At 69.4% G+C, this 20235-nt stretch carries 17 protein-coding genes; 12 read left to right on the top strand and 5 right to left on the bottom strand.

The genetic code is table 11. The features are described from left to right. The first annotated feature begins 15 nt into the window (after nt 1–15). The gene (locus EV644_RS18520; protein ID WP_132189543.1) at nt 16–2118 is read left to right on the top strand and encodes a molybdopterin-dependent oxidoreductase; all 2103 of its coding nucleotides are present in this window, start codon (nt 16–18) and stop codon (nt 2116–2118) included. Here EV644_RS18520 and EV644_RS18515 read toward each other — a convergent pair. Next, complete coding sequence (locus EV644_RS18515; protein WP_132189542.1) at nt 2108–3121, bottom strand: LacI family DNA-binding transcriptional regulator; 1014 nt, start codon at nt 3119–3121, stop codon at nt 2108–2110. The genes EV644_RS18520 and EV644_RS18515 overlap by 11 nt on opposite strands. Before the next feature lie 709 nt (nt 3122–3830). On the opposite strand from EV644_RS18515, the gene EV644_RS18510 reads away from it, so the two are divergent. From EV644_RS18510 to EV644_RS18490, 5 genes are all read left to right on the top strand, one after another. Then, nucleotides 3831–4577: a sugar phosphate isomerase/epimerase family protein gene (locus EV644_RS18510; RefSeq protein ID WP_132189541.1), complete on the top strand. Its 747-nt coding sequence runs from the start codon at nt 3831–3833 to the stop codon at nt 4575–4577. Beyond that, nucleotides 4574–5671: a Gfo/Idh/MocA family protein gene (locus tag EV644_RS18505; protein WP_132189540.1), complete on the top strand. Its 1098-nt coding sequence runs from the start codon at nt 4574–4576 to the stop codon at nt 5669–5671. The genes EV644_RS18510 and EV644_RS18505 overlap by 4 nt, the downstream gene beginning before the upstream one ends. Then, a complete protein-coding gene (locus EV644_RS18500; protein ID WP_132189539.1) occupies nt 5671–6273 on the top strand; it encodes an SGNH/GDSL hydrolase family protein in 603 nt (200 codons plus the stop codon). Before EV644_RS18505 ends, EV644_RS18500 begins: the two co-directional genes overlap by 1 nt. An 83-nt stretch (nt 6274–6356) precedes the next feature. Further along, nucleotides 6357–8831 (top strand): glycoside hydrolase family 2 protein, encoded by a 2475-nt coding sequence (locus tag EV644_RS18495; RefSeq protein WP_241998346.1) that lies wholly within the window; start codon nt 6357–6359, stop codon nt 8829–8831. Nucleotides 8832–8959: 128 nt separating this feature from the next. After that, nucleotides 8960–9253 carry a hypothetical protein gene (locus EV644_RS18490; protein ID WP_199239888.1) on the top strand — a complete coding sequence of 98 codons (294 nt, stop codon included), beginning with the start codon at nt 8960–8962 and terminating at the stop codon, nt 9251–9253. Here the strand turns inward: EV644_RS18490 and EV644_RS18485 are convergent, their stop codons facing one another. Continuing rightward, nucleotides 9254–9664, bottom strand: coding sequence for a type II toxin-antitoxin system VapC family toxin (locus EV644_RS18485; protein WP_132189538.1), 411 nt, complete (start codon nt 9662–9664; stop codon nt 9254–9256). Nucleotides 9665–9706: 42 nt separating this feature from the next. Further along, nucleotides 9707–10291, bottom strand: a complete 585-nt coding sequence (locus tag EV644_RS18480; RefSeq protein WP_132189537.1) for a TetR/AcrR family transcriptional regulator — start codon at nt 10289–10291, stop codon at nt 9707–9709. Nucleotides 10292–10389: 98 nt separating this feature from the next. On the opposite strand from EV644_RS18480, the gene EV644_RS18475 reads away from it, so the two are divergent. The 5 genes from EV644_RS18475 to EV644_RS44615 all read left to right on the top strand — a co-directional run bounded on the left by EV644_RS18475 (nt 10390) and on the right by EV644_RS44615 (nt 14291). Further along, complete coding sequence (locus EV644_RS18475) at nt 10390–10944, top strand: GNAT family N-acetyltransferase (protein WP_132189536.1); 555 nt, start codon at nt 10390–10392, stop codon at nt 10942–10944. Between the two features lie 61 nt (nt 10945–11005). Further along, on the top strand, nt 11006–12364 hold the full coding sequence (locus tag EV644_RS18470; protein ID WP_241998344.1) for an APC family permease: 1359 nt from the start codon (nt 11006–11008) through the stop codon (nt 12362–12364). Beyond that, the gene (locus EV644_RS18465; protein WP_241998342.1) at nt 12361–12798 is read left to right on the top strand and encodes a hypothetical protein; all 438 of its coding nucleotides are present in this window, start codon (nt 12361–12363) and stop codon (nt 12796–12798) included. Before EV644_RS18470 ends, EV644_RS18465 begins: the two co-directional genes overlap by 4 nt. Continuing rightward, nucleotides 12798–14024 (top strand): glutathionylspermidine synthase family protein, encoded by a 1227-nt coding sequence (locus tag EV644_RS18460; RefSeq protein WP_132189535.1) that lies wholly within the window; start codon nt 12798–12800, stop codon nt 14022–14024. Before EV644_RS18465 ends, EV644_RS18460 begins: the two co-directional genes overlap by 1 nt. Nucleotides 14025–14120: 96 nt before the next feature. Beyond that, on the top strand, nt 14121–14291 hold the full coding sequence (locus EV644_RS44615) for a hypothetical protein (protein WP_158292867.1): 171 nt from the start codon (nt 14121–14123) through the stop codon (nt 14289–14291). On the opposite strand, the gene EV644_RS18455 is transcribed toward EV644_RS44615, so the two are convergent. After that, the gene (locus EV644_RS18455) at nt 14292–15752 is read right to left on the bottom strand and encodes an NAD-dependent succinate-semialdehyde dehydrogenase (protein WP_132189534.1); all 1461 of its coding nucleotides are present in this window, start codon (nt 15750–15752) and stop codon (nt 14292–14294) included. 68 nt (nt 15753–15820) lie between these two features. Further along, entirely contained in the window at nt 15821–17014 is a 1194-nt protein-coding gene (locus EV644_RS18450) for an MsnO8 family LLM class oxidoreductase (protein WP_241998340.1), read from the bottom strand. Between the two features lie 323 nt (nt 17015–17337). On the opposite strand from EV644_RS18450, the gene EV644_RS18445 reads away from it, so the two are divergent. Beyond that, complete coding sequence (locus EV644_RS18445) at nt 17338–20223, top strand: type 2 lanthipeptide synthetase LanM family protein (RefSeq protein ID WP_132189533.1); 2886 nt, start codon at nt 17338–17340, stop codon at nt 20221–20223. The last annotated feature ends 12 nt before the right edge of the window (nt 20224–20235 follow it).

Genomic DNA, 20235 nt, shown 5'->3' with positions numbered 1-20235 from the left:
GGGTAGTTTGACCGGATGGCGACCGTGCGGAGGACCTCGTGCAATCTGTGTGAAGCCATCTGCGGCGTGCTCGTGACGGTGGAGGACGGCCACGTCACGGACATCCGGGGCGACGAGGCGGACCCGTTGTCGCGGGGGCACATCTGCCCGAAGGCGGTCGCGCTGCGCGATCTCCAGGAGGACCCGGACCGCCTGACCACCCCGGTACGCCGTACCGCCGACGGGTGGGAGGAGCTCGGCTGGGACGAGGCGTACGAGTTGGTCGCCGCCAAGCTGACCGAGATCCAGAAGGAGCACGGGAAGAACTCCGTCGGGGTCTACCTTGGCAACCCCAACGTCCACAGCCTCGGGGCGCTCACGCACATGCCGACGGCCGTCCGGCAGCTGGGGACCCGCAACCGGTTCAGCGCCACCTCGGTCGACCAGCTGCCGCACATGCTGGCGTCGCACCTGCTCTACGGGCACCAGTTGATGGTCCCGGTCGCAGACATCGACCGTACGTCGTACCTGCTGATGCTCGGCGCGAACCCGCTCGCCTCCAACGGCAGCATGATGACCGCGCCGGGATTCGGCCGGCGGCTCAAGGAGGTCCAGAAGCGCGGCGGCGGGGTGGTCGTGATCGACCCGCGCCGGAGCGAGACCGCGGCCGTGGCGGACGAGCACCACTTCGTCCGGCCCGGTACGGACGCGGCGTTCCTGCTCGCGCTGATCCATCAGGTGATCGCCGACGGTCACGCCAGGCTCGCGCAGTACGTCGATGGGCTGGAGGCGGTGACGGAGGCGACGCGCGAGTGGACGCCCGAGCGGGCGGCGCCGGTGACGGGGATCGACGCGGACACCATCCGCCGGATCGCGCGCGAGTTCGCCGGCGCCGACAAGGCCGCCTGCTACGGACGAGTCGGCGTCTCCACGCAACAGTTCGGCGCGGTGTGCCAGTGGGCGGTGCAGGTTCTCAACATCATCACCGGCAACCTCGACCGGCCGGGCGGCACAATGATCCCGCGGCCCGCCGTGGACACCCTGCGCGGGATCGGCCGCGGCCACATCGGCGTCTGGAAGAGCCGGGTGCGCGGACTGCCCGAATTCAGCGGCGAACTGCCCGCATCCGTGATGGCCGAGGAGATCCTGACGCCGGGCGACGGCCAGATCCGGGCGATGGTGACGATCGCGGGCAACCCGGTGCTCTCCACGCCGAACGGCCGCAAGCTCGACGAGGCCCTCGGCACCCTCGACTTCATGGTCTGCGTCGATCCGTACATCAACGAGACCACCCGGCACGCGGACGTGATCCTGCCCCCGACGCCACCGCTCGAGCGGGACCACTACGACCTGGCGTTCCACCAGCTCGCCGTCCGGAACACGGCCCGCTGGAACGATGCCGTACTCCCTCGTCCGCCGGAGGCCCGGCACGACTGGGAGATCTTCCGCGGACTCGGGCTCGCCCTGTTACGCCGTACGCCGAGAAGCCGGCGCAAGGTGATCGCGTCGGCGCGGTTGCGGTTGTCGCCGAAGCGGGTCGTCGACCTGGGCCTGCGGATCGGGCCGTACCGGTTGTCCGTGGGCAAGTTGCGGAAGTCGCGCGGCGGGATCGACCTCGGGCCGTTGCAGCCTGCCCTGCCAGGCGCCCTTCGCAACAAGTCGAAGCGGATCGACCTTGCGCAGCGCATGATCCTCGATGATCTGCCGCGACTGTCGGCGTTTTTGCTTGCCGGGCGCAACGGATTGGTGCTGATCGGGCGACGGCATCTGCGCAGCAACAACTCGTGGATGCACAACTCGGCTCGACTCGTGAAGGGCAAGCCGCGGCATCAGTTGCTGATGAACCCGGACGACCTTCTCTCGCGTGATCTCGAGGACGGTCAGCTGGTGCATGTCAGCTCGGCGGCGGGATCCGTCGACGTGGAGGTCGCTGCCAGCAAGGACATGATGCCTGGAGTGGTGAGCCTGCCGCACGGGTTCGGTCATGGACGGCCCGGGGCACGGCTGACGATCGCGAACCAGGTGGCCGGGGCGAGTGCGAACGACGTGACCGATGCCGACCTGACGGACACCCTCGCCGGTACGGCAGCCCTGAACGGCGTACCGGTGAAGGTGACTGCGGCCGCGGTTATCGGTTAGGCGGGCCGGAGCTCTCCCGCACCACCAGGGCGGGCGTCGAGTAGAGGTGCGCGGCGGGCAGCGCACCGTCGAGTAGGTCGAACAGCCGCTGGGTGACTTCAGCGCCGTAGGCAACGATGTTGTGGCTCATCGCGGTCAGGGTCGGGTGGGTCAGCCGGCACAGGGTCGAGTCGTCCCACGCGACCATCGTGACGTCGTCGGGCGACTTCAGCCCCAGGCCGTTCACGACGGACAACCCGGCGACGGCCATCAGGTCGTTGTCGTAGATGATCGCCGTCGGCCGGCTGTCGTTCGCCATCAGTTCGCGGGTCGCCGCCGCGCCCGCCTCGCCGGAGAAGTCCGTGTGCACCACCCGCGCATCCAGGCCGAGTCGATGGCTCGCCGCCGCGAAGGCCTGATCCCGGATCCACACGTGCCCGTGCTCCGGTGGTCCGGCCACCCGCGCGATCTCCCGGTGCCCGAGCTTCGCGACGTGCCCGACTGCGGCCTCCATCGCGGTCGTCCCGTCGGTCCACACACAGGTCATCCCGTCGGCCATCGCCGGATCGCCGACCAGTACCGCGGGCAGGTCGAGCTTGCGCAGCAGCGGGATCCGCGGATCGGCGACCCGCAGATCGACCACCAGCACCCCGTCCACCCGGCGCTCCGCAGCCCACTTCCGGTACGTCGCCATCTCCTCTTCCAGGCTGGGAACGACCTGGAGGGCGAGCGCGTACGACTTCTCGCTCAGCACGGACTCCACGCCACCGACGAAGCCCATGTAGAAAGACTCCTCGCTGAGGGTCTTCGCGGTCCGCGCGAGCACCAGTCCGAAGGTCTCGCTTCGCGCGACCGAGAGTTGCCGGGCAGCCCGGTTCGGCACCCACTCCAACTCCTCGGCGACCTTGAGCACCCGCGCCCGGGTCGCCTCGGACACCCCCGGCTGGTTGTTCAGCGCATACGACACGGCGCCTTTGGAGACCCCGGCCCGTCTGGCGATCTCCTTGATGGTGATGCGGGCCACAACGGCCTCCTTCAACAGGCAACCCGGACCGTGACGGCGACCCGGCCTCTCCCCCCATTCTGCGACCCCCCGCCTACACCCTGTCCACAGGTAACCGCTCTCCCCTACCCACAGCAACCTGTATTGATCAAACAAACCCCGCGCCGAGCAAGACATTCAAACGCACAGAACAATTACTGTCGGTAGACCTCACGCCCCGATCACCGCCGGCCTGCACCTGTCGGGAACTCATGAATCCTGCCCCACGGCACCTCTGCGAACGGATATGGCCACCCCCTACTTCGCACGGCGCAATACTGCCACCTTCCTGGATCTGCCACCTTGTGCATCACGTGAGTGCCGCTGGCCGGGTGCCGTTCTCCGGTGGTGCACAAAGTGGCTGGTGCACCCGCGCCGGCCATGGCGTCTAGCCAGTGAGTGCTCGCTCAGTCGTGGATCCCGGTTGCTGGCAACCGGTTGCTGGTTCCCCCAGATTCACGACTCGACGCCGTGTGGCGGCTGGCGTCACCGTGACTCAGGGCGAGGAGGTCCGGAGGCGAGACAGGTAAGCGCTTGCCTTCAGGTGGTGAAGGCGGCTCAGTGGGTGGTTTCGGGGTGGCCGGGGGGTGGGGTGGTGGGATACGCTGCGGCGAGTTACTTAACCGGTTCGGCTAGGTCGGCCGGAGCGCCTCCCGGGCAGCGGGGTGCTTCGGGGACGAGGAGAGAAAACATGGTCGCAGTGGACAATCTGTCCCTTCAGCTCTACACGGTCCGGTACAAGCTGGAGGAGGACTTCGACGCCACGATGGCCCGCATCGCGGAGATCGGCTACCGCAAGGTGGAGCCGTTCGGTGTGGTCGGGCTGGCGGACAAGCTGGCCGAGGCGCTGCCCAAGTACGGCCTGACGGCTCCCACCACGCACGCGGGTCTGCTGCGTGAGGAGTCCGGCCCGATCTTCGAGGTGGCGAAGAAGCTCGGCATCACCACCGTCATCGACCCGCACGTCGACCCGGCGCGCTGGCAGTCCGCCGACGACATCAAGGCGACGGCGGAAGCGCTGAACAAGGCGGCGGTGGAGGCGGCCGACCACGGCATCACGGTCGGGTACCACAACCACCAGTTCGAGCTGGAGTCCGTGATCGACGGGGTGCACGGCCTGGAGATCCTGGCCGACAACCTGTCCGACGACGTCATCCTCGAGGTCGACACCTACTGGGCCGCGGTCGGCGGCGCCGACGTACCGGCCCTGCTCGGCCGGCTCGGTGACCGGGTCAAGGCGCTGCACGTCAAGGACGGCGACGGCACCCTGAACAACAAGGCGCAGGTCGCGGTCGGCGCCGGCTCCATCAACGTGAACGAGATCCTCAAGGCGTCTCCGGGCACGCTGCGGGTCGTCGAGCTCGACGACTTCGAGGGCGAGATCTTCGACGCGGTGGCGGGCAGCTTCGCCTACCTGACCGGAGAGGATGTTGCATGAGCGCTGTCGGCGTAGGCGTGATCGGTGCCGGAACCATTTCCGACGCCTACCTGAAGAGCATGCAGAGCTTCACTGACCTGAAGGTGGTCGCGATCGGGGACCTGCGGCCGGAGGCAGCCAAGGCCAAGGCCGAGGAGTACGGCATCGAGACCCATGGTGGTCCCGAGGCGGTGCTCAGCCACCCGGACGTGGAGATCGTGGTCAACCTGACCATCCCGCTGGCCCACGTCGAGGTCGCCCTGGCGGCCGTTGCCGCAGGCAAGCACGTGTGGAGCGAGAAGCCCTTCTCGCTCGACCAGGAGAGCGGACTCAAGCTGCTCGCGACCGCTCAGGACGCGGGACTCCGGCTGGGCTGCGCTCCGGACACGTTCCTCGGCCCGGGTCTGCAGACCTCCCGGCGGATCATCGAGAAGGGTGACATCGGGGAGCCGCTGACCGCACTCACCCTGATGCAGTCCCCCGGCCCGGAATCGTGGCACCCGAACCCGGCCTTCCTGTTCCAGGAGGGCGCGGGCCCGCTGTTCGACATCGGCCCGTACTACTTGACGGCGCTGGTGCAGAGCTTCGGACCGGTCGCGGCCGTCGCCGGGCTCGCCTCCAAGTCGCGGGAGAAGCGCACGATCGGATCCGGCCCGCTGCAGGGCACGGACTTCGACGTGACGGTTCCGACCCACGTCTCCGCGATCGCCCGGTTCGAGTCGGGGCAGTCCTCGCAGAGCATCTTCAGCTTCGACTCGCCGTTGCCGCGAGCCGGGCTGGTGGAGATCACCGGCGCGGACGCGACCCTGGCCCTGCCGGACCCGAACCGCTTCGACGGCGAGATCAAGATCCGCCGCCGCGGCAGCGAGGACTGGGAGACCGTCGCCAGCACCGAGGCGTCCGCCGAGCGCGGCACCGGAGTACTGGACATGGCGCGGGCGATCCGGGAGGACAGGCCGCACCGGGCCACCGGGGCGCTGGCGTTCCACGTCGTCGACGTGATGGCCTCCATCACCGAGTCGATCGAGACGGGCGCCTTCGTGGACGTCACCAGCACTGTGGAGATCCCCGCCGTCCTGCCGGACGACTGGGACGTGCACGCCTCGACCATCTGATGATCGAAGAACTCCTGGATCCCCGGCGGACCGTCGTGTTCGCCGGGGACTCCGTGACCGACTGCGGCCGCCGGGAGGATCCGCGGGGCCTGGGCGATGGCTATGTCCGGGACCTGTTCGATTCCCTCGGTCCGCAGCGGCCGCGGATCGTGAACGTCGGCATCAGCGGCAACCGCGCCGCTGACCTCGAGGCACGCTGGCAGACCGATGTCCTCGCGCACCGGCCGGACGTGGTGTCCGTGCTGATCGGTATCAACGACACCTGGCGCCGGTATGACAAGAACGACCCGACCTCGACCGAGTCGTTCGAGCGGTCCTACCGGGCCCTGCTCGAACCGCTGCAGGCGAAGCTGATCCTGGTCGAGCCGTTCCTGCTCGCGGTCAAGGACGACCAGGACGCCTGGCGGGAAGACCTGGACCCGAAGATCGAGGTCGTCCGCCGGCTGGCCTCGGAGTACGGCGCTGTGCTGGTGCCCGCCGATGTCGAGTTCAACCGGCAGGCAGCACTTGTCGGGGCGACCACGCTCGCCGATGACGGCGTCCATCCGACGGCCGCCGGACACCGACTGCTCGCCGATCTCTGGCAGCGCACCATTTCCTGATCACGCCGACAGCGGGCCGGCAGACCTCGTCGCGTCAATCAAGTAAACCGGTCAAGCACCCCTCTCCCGAAAGAGATCCGTCTGTGAAATCCACTCTCAGGACTGTCCCGCTGACCACCGCAGGCGGTGCCGCCTGGACCGTGCGGGCGGTCGATGGCCCGGTGCCGGAGGGGCAGGGCGACCTGCTGACCACACCGGTCGCCGCCACCGTCCCCGGCGAGGTGCACACCGACCTGCTGACGGCGGGCGTGATCCCGGATCCGTTCGACGGCGACAACGAGGGCGAGCTCGCCTGGATCGGCCTGACCAGCTGGACCTACCGCACGGTCTTCGACTGGGCCGACGACCAGCAGGCCGTCCAGGAACTCGTTGCCGAGGGCCTCGACACGGCCGCCACGGTGACGCTGAACGGCACCGAGCTCGGTCGCACCTGCAACCAGCACCGCTCGTACCGGTTCGACGTCACCGGACTCCTCATTGCCGAGGGCAACGAAGTGGTGATCGAGTTCGCCTCCCCGGTGACGACCGCGAACCGGCTGTCCGAGGAGTCCGGGCTCTGGCCGCACACGAACCTCCATCCCTACAACGCGATCCGCAAGATGGCGAGCAACTTCGGCTGGGACTGGGGACCGGATGTCGCCACCGTCGGGATCTGGCGGCCGATCCGGATCGAGTCCTGGACCGGCGTACGGATCGACTCGGTGCGTCCGCTCGCCGGCCTCGAGGAGGACCGCGGCGTGCTGGACACCAAGGTCGCGCTCGCGTGGGCCGAAGGCTTCTCCACTGACGCCACCATCACCGTCGAGGTCGGCGGCACCACGAACCAGGTGACCGTCCCGGCCGGCTCCACCGAGGCCACGGTCACCTCGACGGTCGACGCGGTCGACCGCTGGTACCCACGCGGGTACGGCGACCAGCCCTTGTACGACGTGACCGTGTCCCTCGAGGCGGACGCGCAGTCCGACGGGTGGCGGGGCCGGGTCGGGTTCCGCACGATCACCATGAACGTCGCCCCCGACGAGAACGGTGGCCCATTCGTCCTGTCGGTCAACGGCAAGCCCGTCTACGTGCGCGGCGCGAACTGGATCCCTGACGACGCCTTCGTCACCAGGCTCAACCGCGAGACCTACGAAAGCAGCATCCGCGACGCCATCGACGGAGGAATGAACCTCCTCCGCGTCTGGGGCGGCGGCATCTACGAGAGCGACGACTTCTACGACGTCTGCGACGAGCTCGGCGTGCTCGTCTGGCAGGACTTCCTCTTCGCCTGCGCCGCGTACTCCGAGGAGGAGCCCCTGCGAGGCGAGGTGGAGGCCGAGGCACGACAGGCCGTCACCCGGCTGAGCCGGCACGCCAGCCTCGCGCTCTGGAACGGCAACAACGAGAACATCTGGGGGTACGTCGAGTGGGGCTGGCGCGCGCCGCTGGCCGGACGCACCTGGGGCGAGGGGTACTACTTCGACCTGCTCCCCGCGATCGTCGCCGAGCTCGACCCTCGTACGCCGTACAGCGCGGGCAGCCCGTTCTCCTACGACCGGTACATTCACCCGAACGACGAGCGCAACGGCACCATGCACATCTGGGACGTCTGGAACCAGGTGGACTACTCGACGTACCGCAACTACAAGCCACGGTTCGTCTCCGAGTTCGGCTTCCAGGGGCCGCCCGCCTGGTCGACGTTGACCTCGGTGGTGCACGACCAGCCGCTCGACCCGTACGGCGAGCAGATGCTGGTGCACCAGAAGGCGTTCGAGGGCAACCTCAAGCTGGAGCGGGGACTCGGCGAGCACCTGCCGAGGTGGAAGGACATCAACGACTGGCACTGGACCACCCAGCTGAACCAGGCCCGGGCGGTTGCCTACGGCATCGAGCACTTCCGCAGCCTGTTCCCGCTGAACACCGGCGCGATCGTCTGGCAGCTGAACGACAACTGGCCGGTCGTCTCCTGGGCCGCCGTCGACGGGCACGGCATCCGCAAGCCGCTGTGGTTCGCCCTGCGCCGCGTGTACGCCGACCGCCTGCTGACGGTGCAACCTCGCGAGGACGGCCCGGTGGTTGCCGCTCACAACGACACGGACGTTGCCTGGAGCACCGAGGTGACGGTGTCCCGGCGCAGCACCGCGAAGAGTGGCGAGGTACTGGCGAGCGAGACCTTCGCGCTGGAGGTCCCGGCTCGCTCGGCGGTGCTCAACTCGCTGCCGGCGTCAGTCGCCACGGCCGGTGAGCTGGCGACCGAGTACGTGGAGGTCCGGGCCGCCGACGGTGCGTCGGCGTACTGGTACTTCGCGGAGGACACCGCGCTGAAGCTGGACGGGGACGCCTACACCGCCGAGGTGGCCGGCACCGAGAACGGCTACGACGTCACGGTGACGGCGACCGCGCTCGCCAAGGACCTGGCGCTGTTCCCGGACCGGCTGGAGGCCTCGGCCCGGGTCGACAGCGGCCTGATCACCCTGAGCGCGGGCGAGTCGCACACCTTCCACGTGACCGGCGCGTCCACCCCGGCCGGCGCGCTCGGCGTACCGGTGCTGCGATCGGCGAACGACCTGCTGACCTGATGGCAGGCCCTCCAGGACGGGCCCGAAAGCAATTACGTCGAGACCTTGACTAAGTGATCGCGGCACCCCCTACTGGGTGCTGACAGTTCGCAACCTCATGGTCCCCGCCCCGTCCTGGAGGTCTGTTCGTGCAACGAACCACCGCCCCGCTGTACGACGTGAGTGGGCGGCTGCCGGCGCCGACCGGGATCAACGGCCGCCTAGGGTCCGACAGCCGGGTCACCTTCACCTTCAACCGGGTCGCCGGCGCGAAGGCGTACCGGGCGTTCCGCAACGGGCAGGCCCTGCAGTGGATCAGCGACTGGGGTCAGCCGACGCTGCAGGTGACCGATGCGAACCCCTGCGCCGGCGCGCACTACCAGGTCTACGGCCCGTCAACCGACAACTGGGGCATCCAACGCCTCAACCTCGTCGTGGAGTAGTCAATCGCGACCAGGCATCGCGACGGCGAGAGAGTTGCGGCGGCAAGCGTCGGCCAGCCGGTCGTCATACGTGACGACGAGGTCGGCGTCGATCAACACGGCCGTCGCAAGGTGAATTGCGTCGAGGCTCTGCAATATCAGCGGCTCTATCCGGCGGGCCACGCTGACGACCTCGGCTGTCATCGACCTTTCGTCGATTCCGGACATCGCTCCGTCGATAAGATCGCCGGTATCGGTCGACGACTTGGCGCGCGCCAGCACCACGCGGGACACCTCGACCCAGGCGAGCGAAGACGACGCCAGGATGTCGGCTTGGTGGTAATGCGCATCGAGGAAATCGACCAGCTCGTCGGACTCCTCCTCCACGATCACCCGCTTGATCAGTGCGCTGCTATCCACGTACACGCGCATCAGAAACGGTCGTCCCGATCGAGCAGGTGGCACCAGTCTCTCCTAGGGACGGAGCCCTTCGAGGTGGGAACCGAGGACGGCGAGCAGCCGTTGGCGAGGGAAGGTCCGCGGGTCGAAGAGTGCCTGCACTACGAGGCCGTGGGTGAAGGCTGCTAGGGCTGCTACCAGGTCATCCGGGTCACCTGTTGGCAGGTCGCCGTCGTTCTGGGCCTCGATGACGAGGGGCTTCAACCGGGACCGCCAGCGTTTGTAGCGGGCCTTCTCCAGCGCGCGCAGCTCGGGATCGGCCAGGGCGGCGTCCCAGGAGCTCACCCAGACGCGGTTGATCTCGGTGCCTTCTGGAGTCAACGGCAATACTGCGGCCAGCGCCTGCCGCAGCGCTTCCAAGCCGTGAACACCCTCGAGAGATGGCACGAGTGCACGGGTGTGCGTCTCCGCGACCTCCAGTGCGTGCACGATCAGCGCCTGCTTGGAGGGAAAGTAGTGCGTCACCAGGCCTGTGGTGGCGCCCAGCTCGGCCGCGACCGCGCGCAGAGTCAGCCCGCCGAAGCCTTGGGCGGCGAGGACTCGCCAGACCGCGGCCGACACGTCCCGCCGCCTGGCGTCGTGGTCCGTCTTCGCCGGCATCGTCCACCTCCTGCTCCCGGGGGATCCCCGTAGAAGCTCCACCCGTACAGGGTTATAGTACGTACCGAACGTTTGTTATGTACTCCGGGGAGGCCGCCTTGTTCGCGTCGAAGATCACCGAGAATGCCGAGCTCCGCCCGCTCGAGCCGTGGCAGGCGGCCGAGTTCCTGGCGCACGTGGACAAAGCCCGCGCCAACATCGAGCCGTACATCCCCTGGGCCGAGGTGGTCGTCGACGAGGAGAAGGCGCGGGACTTCCTCGAGCGGTACGCGAAGCGCCAGGCGGCCGACGAGGGCCGGATCTACGGAATCTGGCTGGACGGGGAACTCGTCGGCGGGCTGCTGTTCCGTACCTTCGAGGCCGCCTGGGGCAGCTGCGAGATCGGCGTCTGGCTGTCGGCCGAGGCGGAGGGGCACGGGCTGATCACCCGAGCCGCGCAGCAACTGGTCGACTGGGCGATCGGAACCCGCGGGATGACCCGGGTCGAGTGGCGGTGCGTGCCGGCGAACACCCGCAGCGTCGCGGTCGCCCAGCGGCTCGGGATGACCCTGGAGGGCACCCTCCGCCAGGCCTTCCCGTACCGCGGCGAGCTGCACGACGTACAGGTCTGGTCCATCCTCAGCGACGAGTGGCCCCACCGCGCTTGGGCCTGAGGCCTGGGTCTGACCCCCGGGTCCTGCTGACCCGAACCGGTCGCGTGCGACCCTGGGGGCGATGACCACGACCGCTGACTCGCGCTCCCGGGGCCGGAGCCTGCGCCGGAACACCCTGGGCATCGGGTCGTCCACCGCGATCGGGATCGCCTCCACCGCCCCGGCGTACTCACTGGCCGTGTCGGTCGGGTTGCTTGTCGGGTACGTCGGCGCCGCCGCTCCGCTGCTGCTCGCGGTCAGCGCGATCCCGGTGGTCCTGGTGGCCCTGTGCTTCCGCGAGCTGAACCGGGCCGAGCCGGACTGCGGTACGACGTTCCCGTGGACCGAGAAGGCGTTCGGGCTCGGCATCGGCCGGATGGTCGGGTGGACCACGGTGATGGCGTGCGTGCTCGTGATGAGCAACCTCGCCCAGGTGGCCGCCGTCTACACCTACGACCTGCTCGGTCTCAACAGCGCGGCCGACTCCAGACTCGCGCAGGCCGCCCTGGGCACAGTGTTCATCCTCGGCATGGCCCTGCTCGCCTACCGCGGCATCCGGGTCGCCGCCTGGACCCAGCTGATCCTGGTGAGCGTGGAAGTCCTCGCGCTGTTGTGGTTCGTGATCAACGCGTTCCAGGAGGCCGGCACGCTCCGCATCCCGGCGTTCTCGGAGACCGGCGATGGCGCGTGGGCCGCGGGGATCCTGGTGGCGATCTTCCTCTACTGGGGCTGGGACTCCTCCTTCAGCGTCAACGAGGAGTCGCGCGACCCCCGCCGTACTCCCGCCATCGCCGCGCTGATCGCGAACGCATTCCTGATCGTGCTGTACGTCGTGGTCACGTGGGCGGCGATCGCGTACGCCGGGGTGGACCCGCTGACAGAGATCGCCGACGACGACTTCTTCGCGATCCTGAGCACGGATCTCCTCGGCACGGCCGGCGGCAAGGTCCTGATCGGCGCGGTGCTGGTGTCCGCCCTGGCCTCGACCCAGACGACGATCCTGCCGACAGCCCGGACGATGTTATCGATGGCCCGGCGGGACGCGTTCCCCGGGCAGTTCGCCCGGATCTCCGCTCGCTACCAGACCCCCAGCGTGTCCACCTGGGTGTTCGCGGCAGCCAGCGTGCTCGTTTACGTGACGCTCGTGCTCACGTCGGACGCAGTACTGGCTGACTCTGTCGCGGCGGTCTCCGTGCTGGTGTCGCTGTACTACGTGGCCACGGCGCTCGCCGTACCGGTGTACTTCAGCGGGGCGATCCGCGGGCGGGTATTGCAGCGCGCGGTGATCCCTCTCGTCGCGGCCGGCTCCTTCGTCGTCGTGCTCGTGCTGGCCGTCGCGGACGTCGGCACCGGTCCCCTGGTTGTCGTGGGTGTCACGATGGTCGTGGGCGCCATCATCATGTTCTCGATGAAGCCGCCCGCCGAAGGGGAAAGGCGATGACCCAACAGAGGTCGCAGGCAGGCAAGAGGAGGATGCGGAGCGCGGGCATCACGCTCGGGCTGACCGCTCTGGTCGCCGCGTCCCTGACCGGGTGCTCCAACGACGAGGACCAGCCTGACTACGCGGCGATCTGCGTCGACCCGCAGACGCAGGAGCGCACCGACGACGGCAACTGCAAGGACGACCGCGAGTACCACGGCTCCGGCGCGGGCTTCTTCTGGTTCTACATGGCCACCCGCGGCAACGCGTTCGTGCCACCGATCGGCGGCCGCTACAACACCGCGGCGGGCTCGTACACCACCGCCGGACTGCGCAACGCCGCGGGCGGTACTGCGACCGTCAAGCGCGGCGGGCTCGACACCAAGGGCGGCAACATCGGCACCATCACCCGCGGCGGCTTCGGCAAGGCGGGCAAGGGGGGCTCCGGCGGCTGATGTGGCGTCACTCGATCAAGCCGCGCCCGGACTGGAAGGACAAGGTCGTCGAGCAGGGCCTGGTCTTCCCGATGACCGACATGCCCGACGGCAGCGAGCGGCCGTACTGGAACGAGAGCGCCTGGTACGAGGTGACGCTGGAGGAGGTCCTGCACCTCGAACGCGTCACCGAGGAGCTCTACGAGATGTGCAAGCACGCCGCCTCGGTGATGGCCTCGGGCGATCGGTTCAGTGATTCGCAACTGGGCCTCGCCTCCGGCACGTTGCCGCTGGTTCGGGAGTCACTGAAGCGGGACGACCTGTCGGTGTACGCGCGGTTCGACCTGGCCTGGAACGGGGTCGAGCCGAAGATGCTCGAGATCAACGGAGACACCCCGACCGGTCTGCTGGAGTCCGCGGTGATCCAGTGGAACTGGCTGGAGGACGTGTTCCCCGACGCCGACCAGTGGAACTCGGTGCACGACCGGCTGGTCAAGTGGTGGGCCGTGAACCTCGCGGCCGGTCGCTTCCCGGGGAACGAGGCTCACTTCTTCAACTCCGGAGCCGAGACCACCGGCGAAGAGGCGATGACGGTGGCCTACCTGCGCGATACCGCGGCAATGGCGGGACTGGCGACGTACGGGCATGAGATCGAGGACCTCGGCTGGGAGTCGGAGCAACGCGCGTTCGTGGACTGGGGCGGGCGGCCGATCCGGACCGCGTTCAAGCTCTACCCGTGGGAGGACATGCTCGACGACGAGTTCGGCCGGTACGTGCTGGCCGGGGTCGAGCGGGAACCGGTGCAGTGGATCGAGCCGATCTGGAAGACGATGCTGTCCACCAAGGCGATCCTGCCGGTGCTGTGGGAGCTGTACCCGGACCACCCGAACCTGCTGCCGGCGTACTTCGACTCGCCGGGTGACCTGCTCGAGTGGGTGGCGAAGCCGCTGCACGGCCGCGAGGGCAGCAACATCCAGATCCACACGATCGCCTCGACCGACGACCACGTGCACGAGGGTCCGTACGACACCTCGACGATGGTCTACCAGGAGTGGCACCCGCTCCCGTCGTACGAGGGCAACCGCGCGGTGATCGGCAGCTGGGTGGTCGACGGCGTGGCCGCCGGGATGATGGTGCGCGAGTCCGACGGGCCGATCACCGACTACTACGCCCGGTTCGTCCCGCACGCGATCGGCACGGAGGCCCGGCCGGACGAGGAGACCATCCAGGCCTGGCTCGCGGAGTAACAGGCCGCCAGAAAGTCGCCGGGTCGATGCAGCGTTCCGTCGCTGCGCCGCGTTTCTTCAGGGTGAGGGGAACGCGGCGACGGAGCTGGGGGCCTGATGAATCGCAGCCGGGGTGGGATTGCCGCCATCAGCGCGCTCAGCGCGGGGATCGCCGCCGCGCAGCCGGGGCGGCTCAGCACCTATCTGCGCGACGGCCTGCACACGTCCGTGCCGCTCGGCCAGAACGCCCGCAACGAGTTGATCGTGCGGGCGATCCGGGAGAGCTGATCAGTCCTGCGCGACGGCGATGTACTTGATCTCCAGGTACTCGTCGATGCCGACCGGGCCGCCTTCGCGACCGAGGCCGGAGTGCTTGACGCCGCCGAACGGCGCCGCGGGGTTGGACACGATGCCCTGGTTCAGGCCGACCATGCCGCTCTCCAGCCGCTCGCTGACCCGGAGCGCGCGGTTGACGTCCTTGGTGAACAGGTAGGAGACCAGGCCGAACTCGGTGTCGTTCGCCATCGCGACCGCCTCGTCCTCGGTGTCGAAGGCGGTCAGCGGCGCGACCGGGCCGAAGATCTCCTCCTTCTGCAGCCGCGCGGTCTTCGGCACGTCGGCCAGCACCGTCGGCGGGTAGAAGTACCCGTTGCCCTCAGCAACTGTTCCGCCGGTCAGCACCCGGGCGCCGCGGCCGACCGCGTCCTCGACCAGTTCCTTCACCTTGTCGCGCTGCTTGGCGTCGATCAGCGGGCCTAGGTCGACCCCGTCCTCGGTACCGCGGCCGACCGTCAGCGCGGACATCCGCTCGGTCAGCCTGGTCGCGAACTCGTCCATCAACGACGAGTGCACGTAGATCCGGTTGGCCGCCGTACAGGCCTCGCCGCCGTTGCGCATCTTCGCCAGCATCGCACCGGCCACGGCCTGGTCCAGGTCCGCGTCCTCGAAGACGAGGAACGGCGCATTCCCGCCGAGCTCCATGCTCGTCCGGAGCACCTGCTCCGCGGACTGTTCGATCAGCTTCTGCCCGACCGGGGTGGAACCGGTGAAGGAGAGCTTGCGGGACCGGCCGTCGCGGATCAGCGGCTCCATCACGCCGCCGGAGTCGCTGGTGGTGATCACGTTCAGCACGCCGGGCGGCAGTCCAGCCTCGGTCATCAGGTCGGCCAGCTTCAGCATCGACAGCGGCGTCTGGGCGGCCGGCTTGATCACCATCGTGCAGCCGGCCGCGACGGCCGGCCCGATCTTGCGGGCGCCCATCGCGGCCGGGAAGTTCCACGGCGTGATCAGCAGGCACGGCCCGACCGGCTGCCGCATCACCAGGAAGCGGCCCTTGCCGTTCGGCGCGACCTGGTAGCCGCCGTCGATCCGCACCGCCTCCTCGGCGAACCAGCGGAAGAACTCCGACGCGTAGGCGATCTCGGCCTTCGACTCAGCGACCGGCTTGCCCATCTCCAGCGTCATCAGCAGCGCCAGGTCGTCGGCGCGCTCGGTCATCAACTCGTACGTGCGCCGCAGGATCTCGCCCCGCTCGCGCGGCGGTGTCGCGGCCCAGTCCGCCTGCGCCTCGACCGCCGCGTCCAGCGCGGCCAGCCCATCCGCGGGACTGGCGTCCGCCACCTCGCACAACGTCGTGCCGGTGGAGGGATCCTCGACCGCGAGAGTCTTGCCACCCTCGGCCGCTCGCCACTTGCCGGCGATGAAGAGCTCAGCCGGACACGCCTCGACGACTTCCTGCTCCCGCGACATCGGTCTGCCTTTCAGTAGTCAGCACTCTCCACGATAGGACGACGGTGAAGGGCCTTGGCAGCGTTGGGTCAGGCGGTGGCGACGAAGTGCGGGGCGTGGCGCGGGATGGTCCGGATGGCGCGGGTCAGGCCGGACGCGATCGTCCGCAGAATGGCGGACCGCACCAGGCTGTCGAAGGCCAGCGGGACCAGCATGATCTCGTCCGCGCCGGTGGTGGCGGCCACGGTCGCCAGGCCCGAGGCAACCCCGGACCGGGAGCCGACGACGTACCCCGGGTCGTCCAGCAGCCGCTCGGCCCGTGACCGCTCGCGATTGGTGATGGGCGGCTCCAGCAGGTGCATCAGCTCCGCGGGAGTCGCCCGGTTCGAGGCTGTCTTCAGCCGCCCCTTCACCCGCACGTACTCCGCCAGCCGGCTGACCGCCTCCTCGTCCGTGTCCGCGGCGACCACCCCCACCGTCACCCCGACGTACGGCTTGCCAGTGGGAGCAGTCGGCTCAAAGCTGTCCCGGTACGCCGCGGCGGCCGCGAGCGTGGCTGCCGACGCCGAGTGGTGCGAGAGGAACACCGGCAGCCCACGTACTGCGGCAACCTGCGCTCCGGCCGGGCTGTCCGCCAGGACGAAGACGGGCGGCGGCAACCCCGCGAGCGCGAGCCGCACATCCCCTACTGGAGCACGACCGGGCAGTCCGTCCCGCAGGAAGCGGCAGAGCTCGTCCAGCCGTTGGGGAAAGCTGTCCCACGCTTTGTCGGTCCACCCGAGTGCGGCGGCCGTGCTGGGCGGCGCACTCGGTGACTTGGCGACACCCAGGTCTATCCGGCTCGGGTAGGCGGCAGCGAGGGCCGCGAACTGTTCGGCGACCACCAGTGGCTGGTGGTTCGTCAGCAGGACGGCACCCGAGCCCAGCCTGATCCGGTCGGTCCGGGCGGCCAGGATCGCGGCGAGCACGGCCGGACTGGCGCTGCCGGTGCCGCGGACGCCATGATGCTCCGCGAGCCAGAACCGCCGGTAGCCCAGGTCGTCCGCCGTCTGCGCGACCTCGGCGGTCTCCCGCAGGGCAGCGGCCGCCGACTGGCCGGCCAGCTGCGGCACCACGTCGAGCACCGAGTGGGCGGAGACCGGCAGGCCTGGAGCGGCTGGGCTGTACACGAGCCCACCGTCGCAGTCCCCGCTGTTCAGCGCATGGGGGTTCGTCCCCCATGTTCCGGTCCACGCTCCCCCACGGTTGTACGCCGGGGCGACGGCGGGAATTTGGGTGCTCACGGCCCTTGCCGCCCCTTCCGGCGCTCGGGCATCGTTCACGGCGTTCCCCCAGTCATCGACGCGCTGATCACGAGGAGGCCGGCCACGAGTGACCTGAACCGCAGGGGCCCGACAACGGTCACCTGCCGCACCTGAATTCCTGCGCCGGCCTACCTTCCACCAGAGGTCGTCCGGCCAGGCGCTGCTGTACCGCGGGGTGGCCAACCCCCAGTCGCCATCCCGCGGTACAGCAGGACAGTCCGCGGTACAGCAGGACAACCCACGCAGAATATGGGGGCCGCATACCCATGGCAGCACCCATAGGCCGATGGCAGCCTGAGCGCGTGCTCAACTCCACCGCCACCGGGACACCCCGGACCAGCCAGGCCAAGGCCTGGTGGTCAGCCGGGGTCGGCCCCCATGAGCTGGGCCGGACGATGCCCGCGTGGGCGGAGTACGTCGAACGCAGTACCACCACCTTCTCCACCCCGCCGCCGGTCGCCGACGACTGGCAACAGGCCCTGGTCCGGTGTCTCGAACCACTGCTGGCCTCGGCCCGGCAGGACCTCGCCGCGGCGGGGCAGACCGGCGTCCTGACCGAGCAGTTCCTGCAGCGCCTCGGCCTCCGGCTGGTCAAGCTGGCCTCCCGGACGCTGGTGCTGGAACTGGCCCGGGCACGAGACCGTGGCGAACTTGCCGGGGACACCCCGGCCGAGCGATTCCTCGACTTCACCCACCGGCTCGTCGGAGGGAGCGAGCTGGCGGAGTTCCTGGCGGCATACCCGGTGCTGGCCCGGGTCCTGGGCGAGGCGTGTCGGCAGGCGGTCGAGGGCCACCTCGAGTTGCTGACGCGTCTCGCCGATGACCGCGAGCAACTGACCGCCGAGTTGCTGGCGGGTGCAGACCCCGGGCCCCTGGTCAGCGTGGAGCCCGGGGGCGATCCGCACCGCGGCGGCCGGCTGACGGCGACCCTCACCTTCGCGGACGGCCGGCAAGTTGTCTACAAGCCCAGGCCGCTGGATCTGCACGGCCACTTCAACGAACTCGTCGACTGGCTGAACGACAGGACCGGCCTGGGCATCCGCACCGTCCGGCTCCTCCGCCGCCCCGGCTACGGCTGGCTCGGGTACGTCCCGCACACCCCGTGCGCGGACCTCTCCGCAGTACGCCGCTTCTACCACCGGCAAGGCGCTCTGCTCGCCTTGCTGTACGTGCTGGACGGCACCGACATGCATTACGAGAACCTGATCGCCGATGGCGACCAACCGGTGCTCGTGGACGTCGAGACCTTGTTCCACCCCAGCCCGGCCACGGTCGGAGTACTGAGCCACGACCCAGCCCACGCGGCCCTGCGGAGCTCGGTGTATCGCACAGCGCTGCTCCCGCTGCTGCTGACCGGAGAGCACGGGGTCGCGGACATGTCCGGCCTGGGCGGGGACGCGGGCGAGGTAGCGCCGAGAAGCACGGTCGACTGGGCGGACCCCGGACTGGACTCGATGCACCTGGTCCGGCGGCCCGGCCGGACCCGCGGCGGCCGGAACCGGCCGCGGCTCGACGACGTCCCGATGGACCCGCGCGACCACGAGATCGCCTTGCTGACAGGGTTCCGGGCCGCCTATGAAGCGATCGCCCGGCACTCGGGAGAGTTGCTCGGCCCTGACGGCATGCTCGCCCGTTGCGCCGCCGACGAGATCCGCTACGTGCCAAGGCCGACCGCCACCTACGTGGCGCTGCTGGACGAGTCGACGCACCCGGACGCACTGCGCGACGCGGACGGCCGGAGCCGGTTGCTCGACCTGCTCTGGGATGCCGACCCTCGCCAGCGACGCCTGGTCCCGTTCGAACTGGCCGACCTGTGGGCCGGCGACGTACCACTGTTCATGGCGCGGCCGGACAGCCGTGACCTCTGGACCGCGGACGGCACCCGGGTCCCGAAAGTCCTTGCTGCGCAGGGCCTTGCCGAAGTCGAGGCCAAGATCGCGGCGATGAGCGAGATCGACCAGCACCGGCAGGAGTGGATCATCTCCGCCTGTCTGGCCACCCGCCCGGAACCCGTCGTGCACGCCTGTACGGCGAACAGGGCCGGCCTGGGCGCGGCAGAGGCAGACCCCGAGCGACTGCTGGCCGCCGCCACCGACATCGCCGACGAGATCGTCGCGCAGGTGCTCGGCGACAGCGGCGGTCCGGCGAACTGGCTGAGCCTCGAACTCATCGACGACCACCACTGGGCCGTCATGCCGATGGGAGCAGGGCTCTCCAACGGCTACACCGGTACCGCGCTCTTCCTGGCCCAGGTGGCTGCTCTGACCGGCGCGGACAAGTACAGCGAGCTCGCCCGGGACGCGATCCGCCCGATCCCCTTGCTGTTCGAGGCCCTCGCCACGGACCTGGAGTCCGCGCAACTGGTGGGATCTGGGCTGCACGGACTGGGCGGGATCTGCTACGGGCTCAGCCGGCTCGCGGAACTGCTCGGCGACTCCGACATCCCCCAGTGGCTCGCAACAGCACTGGAATTGTCCGAGCGGATCCCCCCGGACCCGACGATGTTCCCGGGCTTCGCCGACGGCGCTGCCGGTGGACTGGCCGCGATGCAGGCGATCCACGACCAGCCTGCCGCCTCCCGGCTCGCCACCCGCTATGCCGATGAGCTACTGGCCGCCATCGACCTCGGCGTACGCCGGGAACTGCCCGCACCGGCCGGCGGGTTCGCCCGCGGGTACGAGGGAATCGCCTGGGCGCTGGGGCAGTACGACGTACCGGAGGCGAAGTACCGGGACGGCGCGCGGGTGGCGGCCGACCTTGACCGGCGGACCCGTCCGGCCAACGCAGGTTGGTGTTCGGGCGACGCCGGTACCGCACTGGCGCGACTCGGCGCCGGTGTCCCCGCGGACCTCGAGGCGTACCTGAGGACCGCCACAGAACGTCCGGTGCTCGCCGACATGAGTCTGTGTCACGGCGAGCTCGGCGCGGTGGAGCCACTGATGTGGCTCGCCGAACGCGAACACCCCGCCATCGAGGTGGTCCGGCGTCGCCGGGCCGGGCTGGTGCTCGCCGCAGTACAGCAGTACGGGCCGCGCTGTGGTAGTCCCCGTGGTGTCGCCTCGGCCGGTCTGCTGACCGGCCTGGCGGGCATCGGTTACGGACTGCTGCGCCTCGCCTTCGGCGGACAGGTTCCGTCCGTGCTGCTGCTCGAACCGACAACCGGCCCCCGGCACCCATCACAGCGCTGAGAGCCGGTCCCG

Origin of the sequence: Kribbella orskensis, from assembly GCF_004342085.1 — a bacterium.
GTDB lineage: Bacteria > Actinomycetota > Actinomycetes > Propionibacteriales > Kribbellaceae > Kribbella > Kribbella orskensis.
This window is presented reverse-complemented; position numbering and strand designations above follow the sequence as displayed.